The 18,211-nt window shown below is 66.8% G+C and carries 15 protein-coding genes and 4 pseudogenes; 10 read left to right on the top strand and 9 right to left on the bottom strand.

The window, feature by feature from the left end; translation table 11 throughout:
• Positions 1-78: 78 nt before the first annotated feature.
• The 4 genes from SOY78_RS09485 to SOY78_RS09470 all read right to left on the bottom strand — a co-directional run bounded on the left by SOY78_RS09485 (position 79) and on the right by SOY78_RS09470 (position 2,896).
• Entirely contained in the window at positions 79-648 is a 570-nt protein-coding gene (locus SOY78_RS09485) for a hypothetical protein (RefSeq protein WP_324701470.1), read from the bottom strand.
• A 19-nt stretch (positions 649-667) separates the two neighbouring features.
• On the bottom strand, positions 668-1,675 hold the full coding sequence (locus SOY78_RS09480) for an IS481 family transposase (RefSeq protein WP_324701469.1): 1,008 nt from the start codon (positions 1,673-1,675) through the stop codon (positions 668-670).
• A 99-nt stretch (positions 1,676-1,774) separates the two neighbouring features.
• Complete coding sequence (locus tag SOY78_RS09475) at positions 1,775-2,095, bottom strand: TIR domain-containing protein (protein ID WP_324701468.1); 321 nt, start codon at positions 2,093-2,095, stop codon at positions 1,775-1,777.
• 396 nt (positions 2,096-2,491) lie between these two features.
• Complete coding sequence (locus SOY78_RS09470; protein WP_317676292.1) at positions 2,492-2,896, bottom strand: GNAT family N-acetyltransferase; 405 nt, start codon at positions 2,894-2,896, stop codon at positions 2,492-2,494.
• A 464-nt stretch (positions 2,897-3,360) separates the two neighbouring features.
• Here SOY78_RS09470 and SOY78_RS09465 point away from each other — a divergent pair, with 464 nt between their 5' ends.
• The 9 genes and pseudogenes from SOY78_RS09465 (at position 3,361) to SOY78_RS09425 (ending at position 10,168) form a co-directional block, all read left to right on the top strand.
• Positions 3,361-3,717, top strand: coding sequence for a histone-like nucleoid-structuring protein Lsr2 (locus SOY78_RS09465; protein ID WP_104318905.1), 357 nt, complete (start codon positions 3,361-3,363; stop codon positions 3,715-3,717).
• Between the two features lie 236 nt (positions 3,718-3,953).
• A pseudogene (locus SOY78_RS09460) lies at positions 3,954-4,184 on the top strand (cation transporter); the annotation flags it as partial.
• Positions 4,185-4,234: 50 nt separating this feature from the next.
• Positions 4,235-4,999, top strand: a complete 765-nt coding sequence (locus SOY78_RS09455) for a DsbA family protein (RefSeq protein ID WP_036314616.1) — start codon at positions 4,235-4,237, stop codon at positions 4,997-4,999.
• An 8-nt stretch (positions 5,000-5,007) separates the two neighbouring features.
• Positions 5,008-5,697 carry a vitamin K epoxide reductase family protein gene (locus tag SOY78_RS09450; protein WP_080695866.1) on the top strand — a complete coding sequence of 230 codons (690 nt, stop codon included), beginning with the start codon at positions 5,008-5,010 and terminating at the stop codon, positions 5,695-5,697.
• Between the two features lie 201 nt (positions 5,698-5,898).
• Positions 5,899-6,561, top strand: a pseudogene (locus tag SOY78_RS09445) (helix-turn-helix domain-containing protein); the annotation flags it as partial.
• A gap of 121 nt (positions 6,562-6,682) precedes the next feature.
• Entirely contained in the window at positions 6,683-7,909 is a 1,227-nt protein-coding gene (locus tag SOY78_RS09440) for an IS256 family transposase (RefSeq protein ID WP_324701467.1), read from the top strand.
• Between the two features lie 46 nt (positions 7,910-7,955).
• Positions 7,956-8,309, top strand: a pseudogene (locus tag SOY78_RS09435) (integrase core domain-containing protein); the annotation flags it as partial.
• 11 nt (positions 8,310-8,320) lie between these two features.
• A complete protein-coding gene (locus SOY78_RS09430; RefSeq protein WP_051995238.1) occupies positions 8,321-9,328 on the top strand; it encodes a flavin-containing monooxygenase in 1,008 nt (335 codons plus the stop codon).
• A gap of 270 nt (positions 9,329-9,598) precedes the next feature.
• Positions 9,599-10,168, top strand: a complete 570-nt coding sequence (locus SOY78_RS09425; RefSeq protein WP_317676290.1) for a recombinase family protein — start codon at positions 9,599-9,601, stop codon at positions 10,166-10,168.
• An 82-nt stretch (positions 10,169-10,250) separates the two neighbouring features.
• Here SOY78_RS09425 and SOY78_RS11795 read toward each other — a convergent pair whose 3' ends face one another.
• The 3 genes from SOY78_RS11795 to SOY78_RS09410 form a co-directional block, all read right to left on the bottom strand.
• Positions 10,251-10,562, bottom strand: coding sequence for a 4-fold beta flower protein (locus tag SOY78_RS11795; RefSeq protein ID WP_396824067.1), 312 nt, complete (start codon positions 10,560-10,562; stop codon positions 10,251-10,253).
• 95 nt (positions 10,563-10,657) lie between these two features.
• Positions 10,658-13,477: a DNA methyltransferase gene (locus tag SOY78_RS09415; RefSeq protein WP_324701466.1), complete on the bottom strand. Its 2,820-nt coding sequence runs from the start codon at positions 13,475-13,477 to the stop codon at positions 10,658-10,660.
• A 57-nt stretch (positions 13,478-13,534) separates the two neighbouring features.
• On the bottom strand, positions 13,535-14,317 hold the full coding sequence (locus SOY78_RS09410; protein ID WP_073116909.1) for an abortive infection family protein: 783 nt from the start codon (positions 14,315-14,317) through the stop codon (positions 13,535-13,537).
• A gap of 59 nt (positions 14,318-14,376) precedes the next feature.
• Here SOY78_RS09410 and SOY78_RS11790 point away from each other — a divergent pair.
• A pseudogene (locus SOY78_RS11790) lies at positions 14,377-14,473 on the top strand (IS5/IS1182 family transposase); the annotation flags it as partial.
• Positions 14,474-15,059: 586 nt separating this feature from the next.
• Here SOY78_RS11790 and SOY78_RS09400 read toward each other — a convergent pair.
• Positions 15,060-15,803 (bottom strand): cytochrome c biogenesis CcdA family protein, encoded by a 744-nt coding sequence (locus SOY78_RS09400; RefSeq protein WP_141844288.1) that lies wholly within the window; start codon positions 15,801-15,803, stop codon positions 15,060-15,062.
• Positions 15,804-15,959: 156 nt separating this feature from the next.
• On the bottom strand, positions 15,960-17,525 hold the full coding sequence (locus tag SOY78_RS09395) for a multicopper oxidase family protein (protein WP_324701465.1): 1,566 nt from the start codon (positions 17,523-17,525) through the stop codon (positions 15,960-15,962).
• Positions 17,526-18,211: the final 686 nt, after the last annotated feature.

The following is an 18,211-nucleotide window of genomic DNA, read 5'->3' as shown; positions in this document are numbered from 1 at the left end:
AACTGCCGACTGCAGTGAGGGCACTCGCGGCGCACGAACCCATCGGTATCGAGTGGGACCGATACCTGAACAATGTACTCACCGTGCATTGACGAACTCCTCGGTCTCGATCGCTACGCCATCGGCTGTCTTTCCCGTGACAGTCACCATGAAATACGGCGGGTTGGCGGAGGCCATAGTTAGATAGCGTCTTGTGGTGACGGATTTTCCAGCCGGCAGTTTTGGTACCGGGAAGCCCTCCTTGTACCACTCGTGAGCGTTCTCCTGGTCATCGGCCAGAGCGAAGTCCAGGTCATAGACATCGCCGGGGCCATGATTCGTGATGGTCAATCGCTGTTGACTCTTGCCTGACTTGTCGAAAGCCACCTCGAGGCGAGGTTGACCGGACGTTTGGGATGACGGGAGCTTTCGCCCGAGTGGCAGTCCACCGCCAGGAGGAGCAGGCGGGTTGAGGTCGCCTTCCGTGTGCCAGTCCGTCCCCTCGAGACTGACGGCACATCCGGCGGTCCCAAGACGCTGAGCCAGCTGTTGTCGTTTTGTGGTGGAGTTGTCGAGCCGAACCACGTGGCGACCATGAATGTCGCTAAAGGTCTTAATCTGGCCAAGCTCCACGATGATCGTCCGATCTGCATCCCGCGCCAAGGCCATCCCCGCCTCAAAGAGGACGTTAGGTGTAGGAGGGCATGACGTTGTTGACACGCACCGGGGCCAACGAGGCCGGAGGAGCCTCTCCGCAGGAGGTATGCGGCCGATGGTAGTTGTAGTGATTCACCCACACCTGCAGGGCCTCACGCCGAGCCCGCTCTGAGGAGTACGGGCGGGCGTAGAGGACCTCGTCGACCATCAGCCGGTTGTACCGCTCGACCTTCCCGTTATGGCGCGGGGTGTAGGGGCGGATCCGGTGATGCCGGCCCCCGAGAGAGACCACCTTCCGGGTGAAGTCCACGGCCCGGTAGTTGTTCCCGTTGTCCGTGACCACCCGGTCCACGGTGATGCCGTGAGCGGCGAAGAACGCGCGGGCCCGGCAGTAGAACCCGATCGTGGTCACCGCTTTCTCGTCCTCCAACGCCTCGGTGTACGCCAGGCGGGTGAACCCGTCGATCGCCGAGTGCAGGTAGGTGTAGCCGACCCGCCGGCCTGCACCACGCTTGGAAGCACGGCCTGCTTCACTTTCACGTCCGTGGGTGCGCCAGCCGCCCCCGTCTGGGATCTTCCCGATCTTCTTCACATCCAGGTGCACCATGTGCCCCGGCCCTCTCGCGGTGATCTTCTGGGGTCGTTGGCGCAGGTCTTCTCCGGCCGGGGTCAGGTCCCGTAGGCGGGAGAGCCCGGCCCGGTGCAGCCACCGTCCCACGGTACGAAGACACACCCGGTGGCCCTCGGAGACGAGGTGGTGATGGATGCGCCGTGCGGACCACTTGCGCTCCCGCCGCAGGGCGTGGATCTGGGCGACCAGAACCGGATCGAGCTGGGCAGGTGAACGGTGCGGCAGGCTGGGCAGGTCCTGAAGGCCGGCTTCTCCCTGGGCGCGGTAGCGGGCGACCCAGGTGGCCACCGTGGGCCGACTGACGCGGAACTCCGCGGCCACGTGGGACTGCGGGATCCCGTCGTTCAGGTGGCGGTGGACCATGCGCAGCCGGCCGGTGGGGGTCAGAGGTGCGTTAGCGTGAGTCACGAGCGGGCTTCCTTCCGCGGATGAGTGGATGTCGCAATTCCCATCCTGCGGGGCGGAGCCCGCTCGTCTCATCTCAGCCCGTGCCTCGTGTCAAGAACCTCATGACCCACAACAGTTAGGGCGGGGCTGCATCTGGGGGCGGGTCTCCGGATCGTCGGGGTAGGTCAGTGACTCATGTAGATGCGCTACGTCATCGGGGGTTTGCAGGACAACTACGGCCTGGGCTGCGCTGAAGGCCACGTCCAGGACGTCCCCGATGTACGGCGATCCCTGCCCGGTCATCGCGATGGCTTCGGACCATTCGATGGGCTTCAGCCCGATCGAGCGGAGGAAGGTGAACAAACCCATTCGCGCGGGCTCGTTACGTCCGTGGATGACAAAGACCTGGCGAGGGTCAGTCTCGGGCTGCTCTTCTGTCACTGGGTAGTTCCTCTCGTCGGAAGTGTGTTAGTTGCCTGATTTTGGTAGTTCGTACGCTGCTTGGCACATCTGAGGGCCCCTGGTTAGACGAGTTGGCTACTCTCGCTCGCCCCACGTGCTCTACGGCTACTTCGTAGGTTCGGCTTCCAGGTTGGAGAAATCCGTATCATATTGGTCCTAATACAAGGAGCAAAAATGTCGAGCAACCTCTGTTTCTCGCAGACAAGGGGAGTGTCCCGTGGTTCCCTAGGGCAGCTTAAGCGGTGTAAAGCAATGGTGCCGCAGATAGTCTCTAAGGCCCAGATATCACATACACAGATTTTTGACAGACCAAACACTGTCGCAGGTAGTGTGGCCGTCCTCATGTGAGACTGTCAACAGATCGACCGATATTGCCTATCCCACGGGGCGGAATCCGAGCCGCTGGTAGATCCTCATGGCCGCATCTGAGGTGCCCTGTCCGAAGCGCAGACTCAGAGTGTGGTCACCGGCGTCGCAGCAGGTTGCGATGGCGTGTTGGACCAGAGCCCGCCCGATCCCCTTCCCGCGTGCGTGGGGAGCAATGAAGAGGTCGATGATGAACGGACCCGTGAGGTGTGCGTCCCAGATCGAGTGGGTGACCACCATGATGGCTCCGGCGAGACGGCCGCCCACCCACGCTGTAGTGCTCGCATCGGCGCGCAGCTTTCCGTAGTCACCGCGGAAGGTCGCGTTCATCTCCTCGCGCGCCTCGTCTAGATCGGAGGCAGCGACGTCGGGTGGGTAGCTCATGAGATAGCACTGGGCCAGATCGTCGGCCATCCCAACGTCCAACCCTCGAAAGTCGAGTCCTCCAGGGAGCTGGTCAGCAGGGTAGAGCTGCGGCAAGTGAAGAGTCAGAAGGTCAGTGGGCACAGTTGTTCCTCTCGTGATGGTGGGGTGTTCAGTGCGATGCCGTCAGAGAGTGAACATGGCTAGGAAGATAGCAGTGCGGAGGCGCAGTGGAGATAGGGCGAGGCGCTCGGAGTGTGAGGGGTTGGTCTCGTGCTCGGGAAGCGCAGCCACGAACGACCGTTTGTGCTGGGGTGGCCCCTCGATCAGCCGTTACGGCTTTCACCGGGGTGAGCAGCGCCGGGTAAGGCTCGGGCTGGTGTCGCCTATCACGGCGTCTTCCGAACCGCCCAGGAATTACGGTGAGCGTTCTCGGGGGTGGGGTGAAATTTGACGTCCACTTGATAAGGGAATACGTTCATCATGAAAGAATCCATTTCGTGAAAGGAGAGACAATGGCGATCATCTCCACCGTGGCCGATGACTTCGACGGCTCGACCCCTGCTGAGGCGGTGCGTTTCTCCGTGGCGGGGCGTGATTACGAGATCGACCTGTCCAAGGAGCACCGGGCCGAGCTGGACGCGATCATGGCCGAGTTCCAGGACCGGCTGAAGAAGTTCACCGACGTCGCCCGGCCGGCCGGCCGCGCCGCGTCCACCGGGCGGACCCCGGCTCGCCGTTCCTCGGGTTCCGGCGTGGATGCCTCCACCGTGCGGCTGTGGGCCGTGGAGAACGGGTTCGACGTGAAGGACCGCGGACGCATCCCGGTCGAGGTCATGGACGCCTACCGCAACCGCGGCAAGAAGGGCTGAGCCCGCAACTCGCTTGGACGTCGGCCCATGCGCTGCATGGGCCGACGTCCAAGCGAGTATGGCGGGGCCTACCCGGCGTTGTGGTGGTCAGATTCGTGGCGCGCTCTAGGACGGCCACAAACGACCGTTTGAGCCGCGTGCCTCTGAGAGTCACCTACCCGCCGCATCCGCAGGCGGAGGATGGCGAAAGCGCTCATCCCCCAGAGTGGGGCTGGCGTCCATGGCGCTGATGGGGACCGATGCTGGTCGAGGTGCACGACCTGCACGCCTCGCGCATCGACTCCGACACCCCCGTGCTCTCGGCCCATGTCACCGTGCGCGATGAGTGCCTGACCGCCGGGCACCTGGGCACCGTGCTGGCCGATCTGCAGCGGTGCGTGGCCGAGGACTTCCACGTGGCCATCGAGCACTCCACCTTCCAGATCGAACCGGCCGCCCACCGCCACACCGAGACCCACCACCCCTGACCCGCCCCTTACCCTGATACCACCGCCATCCCTACCCGATTGGAACCCTTGTGAGCACACCGACCCGCAATCCCACCCCCGCCAACTCCTCAACCTCGGGCACCACGTCCCGCAAGGCCAAGACCATCGTCTGGGTCGTGCTGGCCGCCGTGGTGGTCGCCGGGGTGATCGCCGGGGTGGTGGCCGTCGGCGCCGCTCGAAACGCCACCCCGGACGCCGCCGCGACGCAGGCCGGCCAAAGCGCCGCCCAGGGGTCCGGGCCGACCACCGCGGAGGAAGCCGGAGAGCTCGTCGTGCGCCCGAACAGCCGGGTGCTGTCCAAGGCCCCGAACGAGCAGGCCGTGCTGGTGGAGTTCCTGGACTTCGAGTGCGAGGGCTGCGGGGCGGCCTACCCGGTCGTGGAGGAACTGCGGGCCGAGTACGCCGACACGGTGACCTTCGTGACCCGTTACTTCCCGCTGCCCGGGCACCGCAACGCGATGCCCGCGGCCGTGGCGGTGGAGGCCGCCGCCCAGCAGGGTGAGTACGAGGCGATGTACCAGCGGATGTTCGAGACCCAGGCCCAGTGGGGTGAGGCCACCGAGGACAAGAGCCCGGTGTTCCGCGGTTATGCCGAAGAGTTGGGCCTGGACATGGCCGCCTACGACAAGGCGGTGGCCGACCCGGCCACCCGCGCCCGAGTCGAGGCGGACGTGGCCGACGGCATCGCCCTGGGGGTGCAGGGCACCCCGACCTTCTTCCTGGATGGTGAGATGCTCACCCTCACCTCCCTGGAGCAGTTCCGCGCCGAGGTCGACGCGGCCGCAAGCAACTGAGCCGCACCATGCGCACCCCTGCCACCGACACCGACTCACCCGTGAAGACTGAACCCCTCACCGACCTCCCCACCGAGCGCGCAGCCGATCCTGATCCGAGTGCCCCGGCGCCGGTGCCGGCTGTCGCCCGGCACCGCCCCTTCGGTCTGGTCCTGCTGGTCACCGGGGTGGTCGGTTGGGTGGCCTCGGCGATCCTGGTGCTCGAGCGCCTGGAGTTGTACGAGGATGCCGGGCACATCACCAGCTGTGACATCAATCCGTGGGTGTCCTGCGGGCGGGTGATGGGCACCTGGCAGTCCGAGCTGTTCGGCTTCCCCAACCCGCTGATTGGGATCGTGGCCTTCGCCGTGGTGATCTCGACCGCGATGGTGGTGCTCTCCGGGGCCCGGCCCGGGCGCTGGTACTGGGCCGGGCTACAGGCCGGGGTCACCCTGGGGATGGTGTTCGTGGCCTGGTTGTGGTTCCAGGCGTTGTTCGTGATCCACATCCTGTGCCTGTACTGCATGATCGTGTGGGCGGCGATGATCCCGCTGTTCATCCTGCTCACCGTGCGCAACCTCGCCCACGGCGTGATTCCCGCCCCGCCCGGGGTGGTCCGGTTCGCCACCGGCTGGGCCGGCACCCTCATCGCCGTCGCCTACGTCACCGTCACCGGTTCTGTCTTCGTCCAGTTCCTCCCCGCCTTCACCGGCTACTAAGTCCCCCGCCACCACCATCCCCCCAGCAGCGAGGAACTCTCCGACCATGGCCGACGCGGACGTCCTGGTGATCGGCGCCGGCCTAGCTGTTGTGGGTCATGAGGTTCTTGACATGGGCACCGGGCTGAGATGAGACGAGGGGGCTCCGCCCCGCAGGATGGGAATTGCGACATCCACTCATCCGCGGAAGGAAGCCCGCTCGTGACTCACGCTAACGCACCTCTGACCCCCACCGGCCGGCTGCGCATGGTCTACCGCCACCTGAACGACGGGATCCCGCAGTCCCACGTGGCCGCGGAGTTCCGCGTCAGTCGGCCCACGGTGGCCACCTGGGTCGCCCGCTACCGTGCCGAAGGCGAGGCAGGACTGCAAGACCGGTCGAGCCGGCCCCATCGCTCACCTGCCCGGCTCGACCCCGCGATCGTGGCCGAGCTGGAGGCCCTGCGCCGGGCCGAGAAGTGGTCCGCCCGGCGCATCCATCACCATCTGGTCGGCGAGGGCCACCAGGTGTGTCTTCGCACCGTGGGGCGGTGGCTGCACCGGGCCGGGATCTCCCGCCTACGGGACCTGACCCCAGCCGGAGAAGACCTCCGCCGGCAGCCGGCCCGGAGGATCACCGCGAGGGGGCCAGGGCACATGGTGCACCTGGACGTGAAGAAGATCGGACGCATCCCTGAAGGGGGAGGCTGGCGCGCCCACGGAAGAGACAGTGAGGCAGGGCGTGCTTCCAAGCGGGGGTCTGGCCAGCGGGTCGGGTACACGTACCTGCACTCGGCGATCGACGGGTTCACCCGCCTGGCGTACACGGAGGCGTTGGAGGATGAGCGGGCGGTGACCACGATCGGGTTCTTCTGCCGGGCGCGCGGGGTAAGAGTCCCGTGGAGTGGTGGGGTTTGGGTGGCCGGTGTGGCTCCCTGACATAGTGGGGTCATCGGCGAGATGCTCGGTGTGTACCGCCAAGCACTCACCAGAGGAGATCTCACCGATGACCCTTCCCCAGTCTGCCGTGTCCGACCTGCTGGACGCACTTCGCGCCGGTGACGGCGTGGACCTGGTCCGCGAGTCCGTGCGGATGGTCCTGCAGGAGCTGATCGAGACCGAGGCCGCGCAGGCCATCGGAGCAGGCCGCTACGAACGCACCGACACCCGCGCGACCGAGCGCAACGGGTCCCGGCCCAAGCTGCTCACGACCAAGGGCGGTGACGTCACGGTCGCGATTCCCAAGCTGCGCACCGGGTCGTTCTTCCCCTCGATCCTGGAACCGCGTCGGCGGATCGACCAGGCGCTGTACGCGGTGGTGATGGAGGCCTACGTCCACGGCGTCTCGACCCGGTCGGTGGACAACCTCGTGGTCGCCCTGGGCGGGACCGGGATCTCCAAGTCCGAGGTGTCGCGGATCTGCGCCGGCCTGGATGAGGCGGTCGGGGCGTTCCGCACCCGGGCCCTGGACCACGCCCGCTTCCCCTACGTCTACCTGGACGCGACCTACCTGCACGTGCGCTCCGAGGCCGGGATGGTCGTGTCCAAAGCGGTCGTGATCGCCACCGGCGTGACCGAGCACGGCCGCCGGGAGATCCTGGGCCTGGACGTCGGGGACAGCGAGGACGAGGTCTTCTGGCGGGCGTTCCTGGCCGGTCTGAAGAAGCGCGGCCTGGGCGGGGTGCAGCTGGTGATCTCCGACCAGCACGCCGGCCTGGTCGCGGCGCTGAGGCGGGTGTTCCAGGGCTCGGCCCACCAACGGTGCCGGGTGCACTTCATCCGCAACGTGCTGGCGCACGTGCCCAAGGCGGAGACCGAGATGGTCGCTGCGGTCTTCCGCACGATCTTTGCCCAGCCCGACCTGGCCTCGATGGCCAAGCAGTGGGACAAGGTGCGGGACGACCTCGCCGCCCGGTATCCCAAGACGGCCCCGCTGATGGACGACGCGAAGTCCGAGGTCCTCGCGTTCGCTGCGTTCCCGCGCGAGCACTGGCGCAAGATCTGGTCGACCAACCCCCTGGAGCGGCTGAACAAGGAGATCAAGCGCCGCTCCCGCGTCGTCGGGATCTTCCCCAACGAGGCCGCGGTCATCCGCCTCGTCGGGGCCGTGCTGGCCGACACCCACGACGAGTGGCAGGTCGACGACCGCCGCTACCTCTCCGAAGCCTCTACGGCCAAGATCTACAAGACCAGCAATACTGAACCTGTCGCCCTCGAAGAAGGCGACCGGTAGGCAACGAGCATCACCTCAAAGCCCACCACTCCGCGGGGCTCTGTCGGCGCGGGCGTTCTTCGCCGCTCACGGCATCACCGCGGACCGGGTGGTCACGGACAACGGGAACAACTACCGGGCCGTGGACTTCACCGCGAAGGTGGTCTCTCTCGGGGGCCGGCATCACCGGATCCGCCCCTACACGCCAAAGCACAACGGGAAGGTCGAGCGGTACAACCGGCTGATGGTCGATGAGGTCCTCTACGCCCGCCCCTACACCTCAGAGCGGGCTCGGCGTGAGGCCCTTCAGGTGTGGGTGAATCACTACAACTACCATCGGCCGCATACCTCCTGCGGAGATGCTCCACCGGCCTCGTTGGCCCCGGTGCGTGTCAACAACGTCATGCCCTCCTACACCTAGCCGGCCTGGTCATGGGCCACTACCTGAACCGGGCCGGACTGCACCCGCTGCTCGTGGACCGCGCCCCGGCCCTCGGGCACAGTTGGCGGTCCCGCTGGAACTCACTGCGCCTGTTCACCCCGGCCCGGCACAACCGACTCGCCGACTTGCTTTTCCCGGGGGATCCGGAGGCATACCCGGGCAAGGACGCGGTGGCCGACTACCTCCAGGACTTCGCCCGCCACCAAAGCCTGACCCCAGCGACCGGCACCGCGATCACCGACCTCCACGGACGCCTCGGCGCGTTCACCGCCACCACCGCCACCGGCCGGCAGCTACGCGCCCGCAGCGTGGTCGTGGCCACCGGCGCCTTCGGGACACCCTTCCTCCCCGACTGGGCGGCCCGGGACGGGCGCGGGCCGCGGCAACTCCACGCCAAGAACTACCGCACCCCGGCCAGCGTCCCCGGTCAGGAAGTGCTGGCCGTCGGTGGCGGGAACACCGGGGTGCAGATCGCCCTGGAGCTGGCAGCGACCGGCAAGAGGGTGCACCTGTCCACCGGCCGGCCCCGCCGACACCTGCCCCAACGCCTCGGAGGCAAGGACATGTTCTGGTGGCTGACCCGCACCGGGGCGATGAGCGCCCCGGCCGGCTCGGTGCCAGGGAAGTGGCTGCGGGCCCATGACCCCATCATCGGCACAGACCGGGCCGCTCTCACGGGAGTGAACATCCGGACCCGGCCTCGGGCGACCGGGCTGCAGGGCGGCATCGTGGGGTTCGCCGACGGCACGCGGTACACCCCCGAGGTCATCGTGTGGGCCACCGGGTACCGGCACGCCGACCGGTGGATCCGCATCCCGGCCGCCCTGGACCCCACCGGGGTTCTGCACGCCCCCGAGGGGGTGAGCCCGGTCGCAGGGTTGTACACGATCGGGCGGTCCTGGCAACGCAACCGCGGCTCGGCCCTGCTCGGCTTCGTCTCCACCGACGCCGCACCGCTGGCCCAAACCATCCTTACTGCACTCGCCAAGGCCCCGTGACTCCGAGGCCCTTGTCTCACGAGCGGAGCATTTAAGTGACCCCGTGGACGTCGACGCTTCTGGGCGGACAGCATGCGCCGCCATTTAATCCTGAAGGAAAGCCGCCATCTATCTCACAAAGCCACACCCACTCTGACGTGATGGTCTCGTAGGCGGCAGGGACGTGTAAAGGGGTATACCCCTTTACACACCCCGCCCGCCCACGAGACCATCACGTCAGAGACGGTCCCAAACCGGGCCGTTAGACAGAAGTGTCGGAGGGTCTAAGACGTGGTTGGACAGGCCGTGGGGTACGTGCGGGTGAGCTCGGCGGAGCAGAACCTGGATCGTCAGCTCGAGGCGGTGGGGGAGTGCGACCGGGTCTTCGAGGACAAGATCTCCGGCAGCTCGAGGGCCAAGCGCGCCGGGTTGGCCGAGCTGATGCGGTACGTCCGCGAGGGGGACCTGGTGAAGGTCGCCTCGATGGATCGGCTGGGACGGGACACTCGGGACCTGTACGCGATCGTGGACGAGCTCACCGACAAGGGGTGTGCGGTGCAGTTCGTGTCCGAGCGCATCACGGTGGACAAGTCCGGGACCTCTCCCGTGGACGGGCTGATGTTGAGCATCCTGGCGGCGTTCGCTGAGTTCGAGCGCCGGCGGATCAAGGAGCGCCAGGCCGAGGGCATCGCCCTGGCCAAGGCGAGAGGCAAGTACGTGCAGGCCTCGAAGCTCTCGGGCACGGACGTGGAGCAAGCGCGGGTGATGATCAACATGGGCATCCCGAAGGCGGAGGTGGCGCGCACGTTCGGGGTGAGCCGGCAGACGCTGTACACATCTCTTGCTCGCATGGGGCTATAAATAGGCGCTAGTTTTTAATGCTACTGGCGCGAGCGGCCTGTTGGTGAGGTGCACGGAGGCCCTGGGCAGGCTTACCGTGATTCTACTGAGCGATGAACTCGGGCCACGTCATACGTGACCAGTTCAGCGAATTTATAGGGGGGATTGGGGGGATTGCGAAAATGGGCCGGATGGGAACGATTTCAGTCAAGGGCGGGATAGGCGGGATAGCGGCCACAGGCTTCAGGGGGCCTTCATGAGACTTCCGCGTCCAAGCGACTACATCGCCATAATGATCCCGTACATTACCCTCCACAAGCCTGCCGAAGTGGCGGCCCTGGCGGCCAAAGACCTGTGTCTGGTCGATGTAGGCAACCACACGGCCAGCGAGGTCGAAGAGAGTGTCATCTTTCATCCAGGCGCACGTATATCCGTTGCGATCAAACAGAGCTTCCATATGTCAATGCTACAGGAGCATTGAAAATTGTCTTCAGGCTGAGCTCCTCATCCTCACCCGGTTAGCTCCGCATACCGAGTGAAGAGCAACTCCTGACGTTCTAGCTCGGTACGGCACCGGCGGGGTGCTCCCATGATCTTGTCCATCACGGTGTCCAACCCGTCGTGGGCTCTCACCAGGACCGGGTCCATGCTCAGAGGTGCGTAGTGCTGGGCCAGGGATCGCTCGGGGTGGAGAGCCCGGGCTTCGAGGACTTTCTGGCCGGCCTTGGCTAGAGAGGCTCGGTCCTTGTCGGTCAGAGCAGGCAGGGGGAAGCCGTTCCAGGTGATCGTGCTGGAGAACGAGATGCGGGACTCCAGTCGTCCTCCGACGGTCTTCATCCAGGTGATGAACATCGAGGAGGAGGCCACGGCGAAGACGATGCCGTCGGGGTCCACGGCACCGTAGACCTTGTTGGAGATGATGACGTCGGGCTCGAAGTGGGCCACGGGCAGGTAGGCGCGCCCCTCACTGCTGACTTCTGGGATCCCGACGAAGGGCACATCGGAGACGAGGCCGCGCTGGCGGAACAGGTGGGGGAAGCGCGCCCAGTCCCGGGTGGAGGCGGCCTTGGACTTGGCCCGTTCAGCGGCCACGCCCTGGAGGCGACGCTTGAGCTCGGGGGAGCGGGAAGGCGCGTCGGGCTCCATGTCGGTCAGCCAGAGGCACCAGCGTTGCTGGCCGCGGATGAGTTCGACCGCGCCGACGTAAGGGCGCACGTAGGGGGCCATCACCGGGTCGGCCATCACGGCCTGGTACTGCTCTGCGGTGACGATGAGGTTGCCGTCATCCGTGGGCTTGGAACCATAGACGACCTCCGGCATGTCGGGGGCGAGCGGGGTGCTGCGCTTCTGCACCAGCACGTCGGGTCCGTCCACCAGGTAGGCGTTGATCGTCTTCACCCCGGGCACCTCGCGGGCCTCGCCTCGTGCGTGCTCGTATTTGAACAGGCGTGCCTTGGCGTCCCGGTCGCGGGTGAAGCCGATGATCACGCAGTGCACTGCGGCCTTGCCGGGGGCCTGGGAGTCCCACGCGAAGGTGCGGTGGGCGAACTTGATCCGCCAGCCGGCGGCGAAGATCGGGGCGAACAAGCGGGCCGGCTGGTCCCCCTGAACGATCGAGTTCGTGGTCACGAACGCCCACTCCCCATCCCGCTCAGCCAGAAGGCGCAGGGTGAGTGCGTGCCAGGAGGTCACGAAGTCCAGGCGGGAGAGCTGCTTGCCTTCTCCCCAGGCTGCCTGCATCAGCGCCAGCTGGGCAGCCGTGCGGGTGTGGTCACCTAGGAACGGGGGGTTGCCGAACACGAACGTGCGCCCGGCCGGGGCGGGGAGAGCCTGAGACCAGTCGAGGGTGAGCGCGTCGTGCTGGTAGATCGTGGCGGTGATCTTGATCGGCAGACGCACCGGGGCCTGGCCGAGTGCGGCGGCCAGCTGCCGGTTGGCCTGGTGGTCCACTAGGAACATGGCGGTCTCGGCGATCTTGGCCGGCCACCAGTTGATCTCGATCCCGTAGAACCGGTCGATGTGGATCCGCTGGTCCAAGCTCACGTCCAGGGACAGGTCCTGGGACCCGGTGCGGCGGCGCTGGTCGGCCAGCAGGTCCCTCTCGATCTCGCGCAGCTTGGCGTAGGCCAGGTTCAAGAAGTTGCCGGCTCCGCAGGCCGGGTCGACGTAGATGTTGGCGGCCATCTCCTCGATCAGCCCGATCACCTCACGCCGGGTGGTGGTCTTGTTCTGGATGAGCCGGTCCGCGCGGGCGCGGTACTCGTCCAGGAAGAGCGGGCCGATGGTCTTGAGGATGTTCTCCTCGGAGGTGTAGTGCTCTCCGTCCCCGCGGCGGGCCTGCTTGGACTTGACCAGTTGGAACATGGAGCCGAATACGGCCGGGGAGATCTGGGTCCACCGGAACCGGCAGGCGGCCACGAGCGCGTCCCGGAAGTCGTTGGTGAGGAAGCCGGCCGTGGAGGTGCCGTCGAAGATGCCGCCGTTGACGTAGGGGAAGCGGGCCAGAGAGTCCGGCACGCCGCGGCGCCGGTTCTCTGGGGTGTTGAGCACGCGGAAGAGCGCGTCGAGCTGGGGGCCGAGGTTGTCGGCGGTGGTGTCCCACTCCACCCAACGCTGGAACAGGTCGGCCTCCCACAGGCCGGCGTCGTCTCCGTAGAGCAGGAACAGCAGCCGGGTGAGCAGGATCGAGGCCTGCTGGGTGGCGAACTCCTCCTCTTCGGCGTCCTCGGGGGCCTCCTCGCCTACGGGTACGTCCACCTCGTCCCCGACGAGGGCAGTGAACATGGAGGCCATCAGCTGCGCGGCCGCGATGGAGGCCTCTTGTTCCTCGGTCTTGGTCACGGTGTCCTGGCCGGCGAGGAACATCAGCTGGTCCACGTGGTCCGCAGCGTCTTCTACGCCGAACTCGGCCACCCAGCCGGCGTCTCCGAGACGTTCGACGCGGATGCGGGCGAAGTCCGTGACGAGCACGTACTTGGGCCACTCGTGCTGACCGATGGACCCGCCGGCGAGGTAGTCCAACGCCTGGGCGTGGGCGACGTCGAGGTTAGCGCCCAGGGACTTGGCCTCGCCCAGGGCGACACCGGACCAGAAGAAGTCGATGTCGCCGGCCCCACCGGTGGAGGCGCGCGCGGCCCCGCGCTCGAACAGGTCGATGCGTTCGGGGATCACCCCGAAAGCGCGTAGCAGGTCGGACCAGAACTGCTGGGCGAAGGACTTCTCCGTGTGGGTCTGTCCATCGGCGCGCCAGCGGTCGATGCGCTGACCCCAGGCATGTCCGAAGTCGTCCAGGGCTGTGCGGATGACGCCGCGATCTGCAAGTTGCTCCACAGGCACAACGTACACGGGGCCCTGCCGTTCTAAACCTAAGAATCGGGGCCGAGAGGGTCAGCTGGAAACGGGCGGTTTCTCTACGTGGGTGTCGATGAGGAAGCCGGCGATGGCGAACCCCGCGTTGACCGCGAGCTTGGCATGGCGAGGTGCTGGCCCCACAGAGCGCTTGCCTCGACCGTGGGCGTCGCTGAGGGCATTCCTCATCGCGGCCAGTCCTCCAACAAGCGTTGCCGCCCCGCTGAGGATCTGCTTGATGATCTGTTCGCTGTGCTGATCCGGTGCCACCTGCATCGCACTTGAGGTGGCCTTGTAGAGCCGAGCGAGATCCCACCCGTCTTCGTACTTCACTCCGCGTTCATCGCAGATGTGCTTGCACACGCTCTCGATGGTGGTGCGGGTCGCGGTGATAGCTCCGTCTGGGTCGTCCTGGACTTTGGTCAGCGCGGCCTGCCAGGACCTGTTGACGGCCTCCCAGTCCTCGAGCTTCTGCAGGGACTCCTGTGCTGCCTGCGCGCCGGGGGTGCCGGCGGAGAGGAGCATGGCCCGTAGCCGGGTGAGCTCCCCTTCAGGGGGGCGGCCGTTTTTGAACTCGCCGTCGTAGGAACACAACTCCAGTAGCACGGCGCGTTGTTGAGGCAGCGGAAGAGAATGCAACCCGGTCTGGAAGATCTGCCATCGGGAGGGGCTCCCGTTCCACCGATAGGGGCCCAGCACGTCGGTGTAACGAGCGAAGAAGTCATGGAGCTGGGGGCCGCTGAAGCCTGTCTCCTTGGCGAAGAGCGAGGTGGCTAGAGAATCGATCCGGAACGGCAAAAGCGTTGGAGAGGTAGAGGCCATATACGCTCCTAGGGCGTGTCTGACAAACAGTCTAGGGGCCCACTGGCACCTTGGAAGGCATGTCCCGTTTCCAGATGCTCTCCGATGCCCAGTGGGAGCTGATCGCCCCGATGCTGCCTACTCACACGGGCCGGCCCGGCAGGCCCTTCTCGGATGCGCGGATGATGATCGAGGCCATCATCTACCGGTACCGGTGCGGGATCGCCTAGCGCGATCTGCCCAAGGTCTTCTGGCCGCGGCAGAGAAGTGTGGACCTGGTATCGACGCATGGCCGAAGAAGGCACCTGGGATCGGGTGCTTCAGATGCTGATCGCCGCAGCGGACGCGGGCGGTGCTCGCGTAATCCAAACGATTGTCAGACACGCCCTAGTGGCTGTGCTCACCCTCCTGGCCACCATCGTGCTCAGCTGGGTCGGTCTGGGAAGTTAGGCAGCCGCCGACGCCTGAAACGCCGGTAGCGTCGGCCGCGCGGGACACGAGGTACCCCTAACGACCAGCAACTGGGCTCATGTTGGGGACCTTGGCGGCATCCTAAGGCGCCCCCCCTGAAGAGGGTCGCCTTGTGCACCACCACGACGCTGACCGTGACGCGGTACTGACCTGACAGGTCCCATCGGTGCCCGCGTCCTTAACTGCACTTGGTTAGGGGCGGGCGCCGTCGTATGCGGTGGCGGCAGACCCTAGTGATTCCACGGCCGGTGTGCAGGGTCTGGGTCTGGGCCAGGTTGGGGGGGGGAGTCTCTTAGACGGGGGTGGTGAAGGTTCCGGCGAGGTTCTGGAGTTGGTAGATCCACGCCGTCCAGATTCCGGTGGCCATCAGGACGCCGACCAGCACGAGCAGGGTGCCGCCGGCGATATTGAAGGCGCGCATGTGGCGGCGCACGAAGCCCAGTGCGGTGCTGACCCAGCCCAGGCCTCTGGCGACGAGCACGAAGGGTATGCCCAGTCCCAGGCAGTAGACGAAGCCGAGCAGGGCCCCGCGCCATGCCCCTCCGGTGGTGGTGCTCAGGGCCAGCACGGCGCTGAGTGTCGGTCCCATGCAGGGTGTCCAGCCCAGGCCGAAGCCCAGGCCCAGCAGTGGGGCTCCGGCCAGGCCGGTCCGGGGGGTGAAGGAGGGGGTCGTGGTCCGTTGCAGGAAGGTGAGCATGCCCATCAACGCCAGTCCCATGAGGATGACGAGGACGCCGAGGATGCGGATCAGCAGGTCCTGCCAGCGCAGCAACCAGCCGCCGATCAGACCGAAGGCGGCCCCGTAGAGGGTGAAGACGGCGGCGAAGCCGAGGATGAACAGGCCCACTCCGGTCATCACCCGGCGGCGGTTGTCCGGGCGGGTGGGGTCGGACAGTCCGGAGACGTAGCCCAGATATTCGGGCACGAGCGGCAGGATGCACGGCGAGAGGAAGGAGACGATTCCGGCGATGGCGGCCAGGGGGATGGCCAGCAGCAGAGCGCCGGATTGGACCGTCTGAGCGAAGTACTCGCCCATTCATTTCCTCCTACGGGTCAGGACGGGGGTGCCGGGCCAGAGGTCTCGGGCGGGCTGGGCACGGTGGGTGGGGGTGAGCGATAAAGGCATGTTCTTTCCTGGGCGGCCACCGTGCGATCCCCCCGTGGATGGAGGGGTGTGGGCCGAGCGGGAGGGTCAGTGGATGTAGGAGAAGACGCCCATCATCCCGGCCTCGGCGTGGTAGGCGTTGTGGCAGTGGGTCAGCCACTGACCCGGGTTGTCCGCCTCGAAGTCGAAGACGATGGTTTGCCGGGGTTTGATGATGACCGTGTCCTTGCGGGCGCCATGGTCGGCCAGCTGGAAGGTGTGGCCGTGCAGGTGCATGGGGTGCCACATGTCGGTGTCGTTGGTCATCGTGACCCGCACGCGTTCGTCCAACCGGAGTTCGAAGGCGCCCTCGAAGGGGTTGGCCGGGTCGAAGCGTCGCCCGTTGATGCCCCAGTCGTACTCCATCATCGATCCGGTGAGGCGTACCTCGTGGGTCCTGGTCGGGTCCTTGGGTGGGAGCAGGACGGATTCGTGTGCCTTCAGTCGGCTGCCATCGAGCACGGTTCCGCCCAGGGTCTGCGGGAGCCGACCGGAGAGCGTGGTCTTTGGACCGGCTGCGATGATGCCGTAGGCGTGGCCGGTCTTGCCCTCGGGCAGGGCCAGTACGGGCACCGCCTGGTCGCCGAGGGTGATCAGCACGTCCAGGCGTTCGCCCATCCCCAGGACGACGGCATCGGCCTGGCGGGGCTGGACCGGGAACCCGTCGGTGTGGGTGATGGTCAGTTCCTGGCCGGGGATCCCGACCCGGTAGGCGGTGTCTCCGGCCGCGTTGATCAAGCGCAGGCGGATCCGGTTGCCCGGGGTGCTGGAGAAGGTGTCCGGGTCGGATGGGGGGCGGCCGTTGAACAGGTGCACGGGGATCTTCACGTCGCCGGCGTCCCCGCCCAGATAGTCGCTCTCAGCGCCCATGAGCATGTGCTTCATGGGCATGCCCGAGGAGCTGTCCTGGCTCATGGACCCGTGGTCCATGCCCGCCATGCCGGCCATGCCCTCCATGTCGCCGGACATGTCCATCCCGGCGGAGAGTTCCTCGACGACGTCCTGCGGTGTTCCGGTGATCCCGTCGAGCCAGTCGTCCAGGATCACGACCCATTCCTGGTTGTAGCTGAGGGGCTCGTTGGGGTCCTCGACGATCAGGGCCCCGTACAGGGCGCGTTCGCGCTGGGTGTCGAAGTGGGAGTGGTACCAGTACGTGCCCGGATGGGACAGCCGGAAGCCGTACGTATAGCGTCCTCCGGCGGCGATGGGGTCCTGGGTCACCCCCTGGACTCCGTCGGCGTCGTTGCGCAGGGCCAGCCCGTGCCAGTGCACGCTCGTGTCCTCGGGCAGGTTGTTGGCGACGCTGACCTTGAGCAGATCCCCGGTCTGGGCGCGCAGCAGCGGCCCGTTGAGGCCGTCGTTGTATCCCCAGGTGGTCAGGCCCCGACCCTGGAGGGAGGTCTCGAGGGGTGCGGCGGAGAGCCGGTGGGTGACGGTGGTGCCCGAGGCGGCGCGTCGTTTCTCGTACTCGGCGACCAGCGGGTCGGTGGGCAGGATGCGCCCTGACGGTTGGGGGCTGATGGCGGGATCGGCGCAGGCGGCCAGCCCGGCCAGCGCCAGGGCCCCGACGGAGGCGCCCAGGAAGGTGCGGCGGGTGGTCAGTGAGGAGGTCATCGGTTCTTCTTTCCGTCATCCGGCCCCGTGTCGCAGGCGGGCGCGACGGGGCCGGGCATGGCTGATCAGTTGCTGGGTGAGGCCGGTGGCGTACCTGGGCTGCGTGCCGCTGTCACCCGGAGGTATTGGCGGACCTTGCGCTCACCGGTGGGGCGCGGCCGGGGGCTTTAGGTGCGGCTGATGGCCAGTTGAGCCAGTGAAGGGTCCACGGGGGCCGGAAATGGGCAACCCAGGGCAGGGGTGGTGCGGTCAGTCCCCCACCGGGGCTAGACAGGAGGGCCCGGGAGGCCAAGTGGGAGACGACAGGTGCCTTGGTCAGGGCCGAGGCGCAGGTATCGTCCACGGCCTCCAGGGCACAGACCGGCAGCCCGGGGTCGGCTGCCTCATCCCCGGCAGGCTCGGCCGGGAGCACGACCTCGGGCACCATGCCGGCCGGACCGATGGCCCCCGGCCCGAGGTGATGAACAGTTGTGGCGGCGGCCGTACCGGTGGCGGCCCAAGCCGCGCTGGTGCCCGTACCAGCGTGCATCCCGAGCAGGCTCAGGATCAGCGCGAGGGTGCCCAGAACGGTTCGCAGGGCGGGCCAGCCGGACAGGGGGTGGCGGGAAGTGCTTCGGTGTCCTGCCGCCATCCGCGTTGTCCTTTCCTGTCCGTCTGCGCTGATCGAGGTTCGGGTCCGGGCCGGC

This window comes from Micrococcus sp. HOU01 (assembly GCF_035609305.1).
GTDB classification, from domain to species: domain Bacteria; phylum Actinomycetota; class Actinomycetes; order Actinomycetales; family Micrococcaceae; genus Micrococcus; species Micrococcus luteus.
This window is presented reverse-complemented; position numbering and strand designations above follow the sequence as displayed.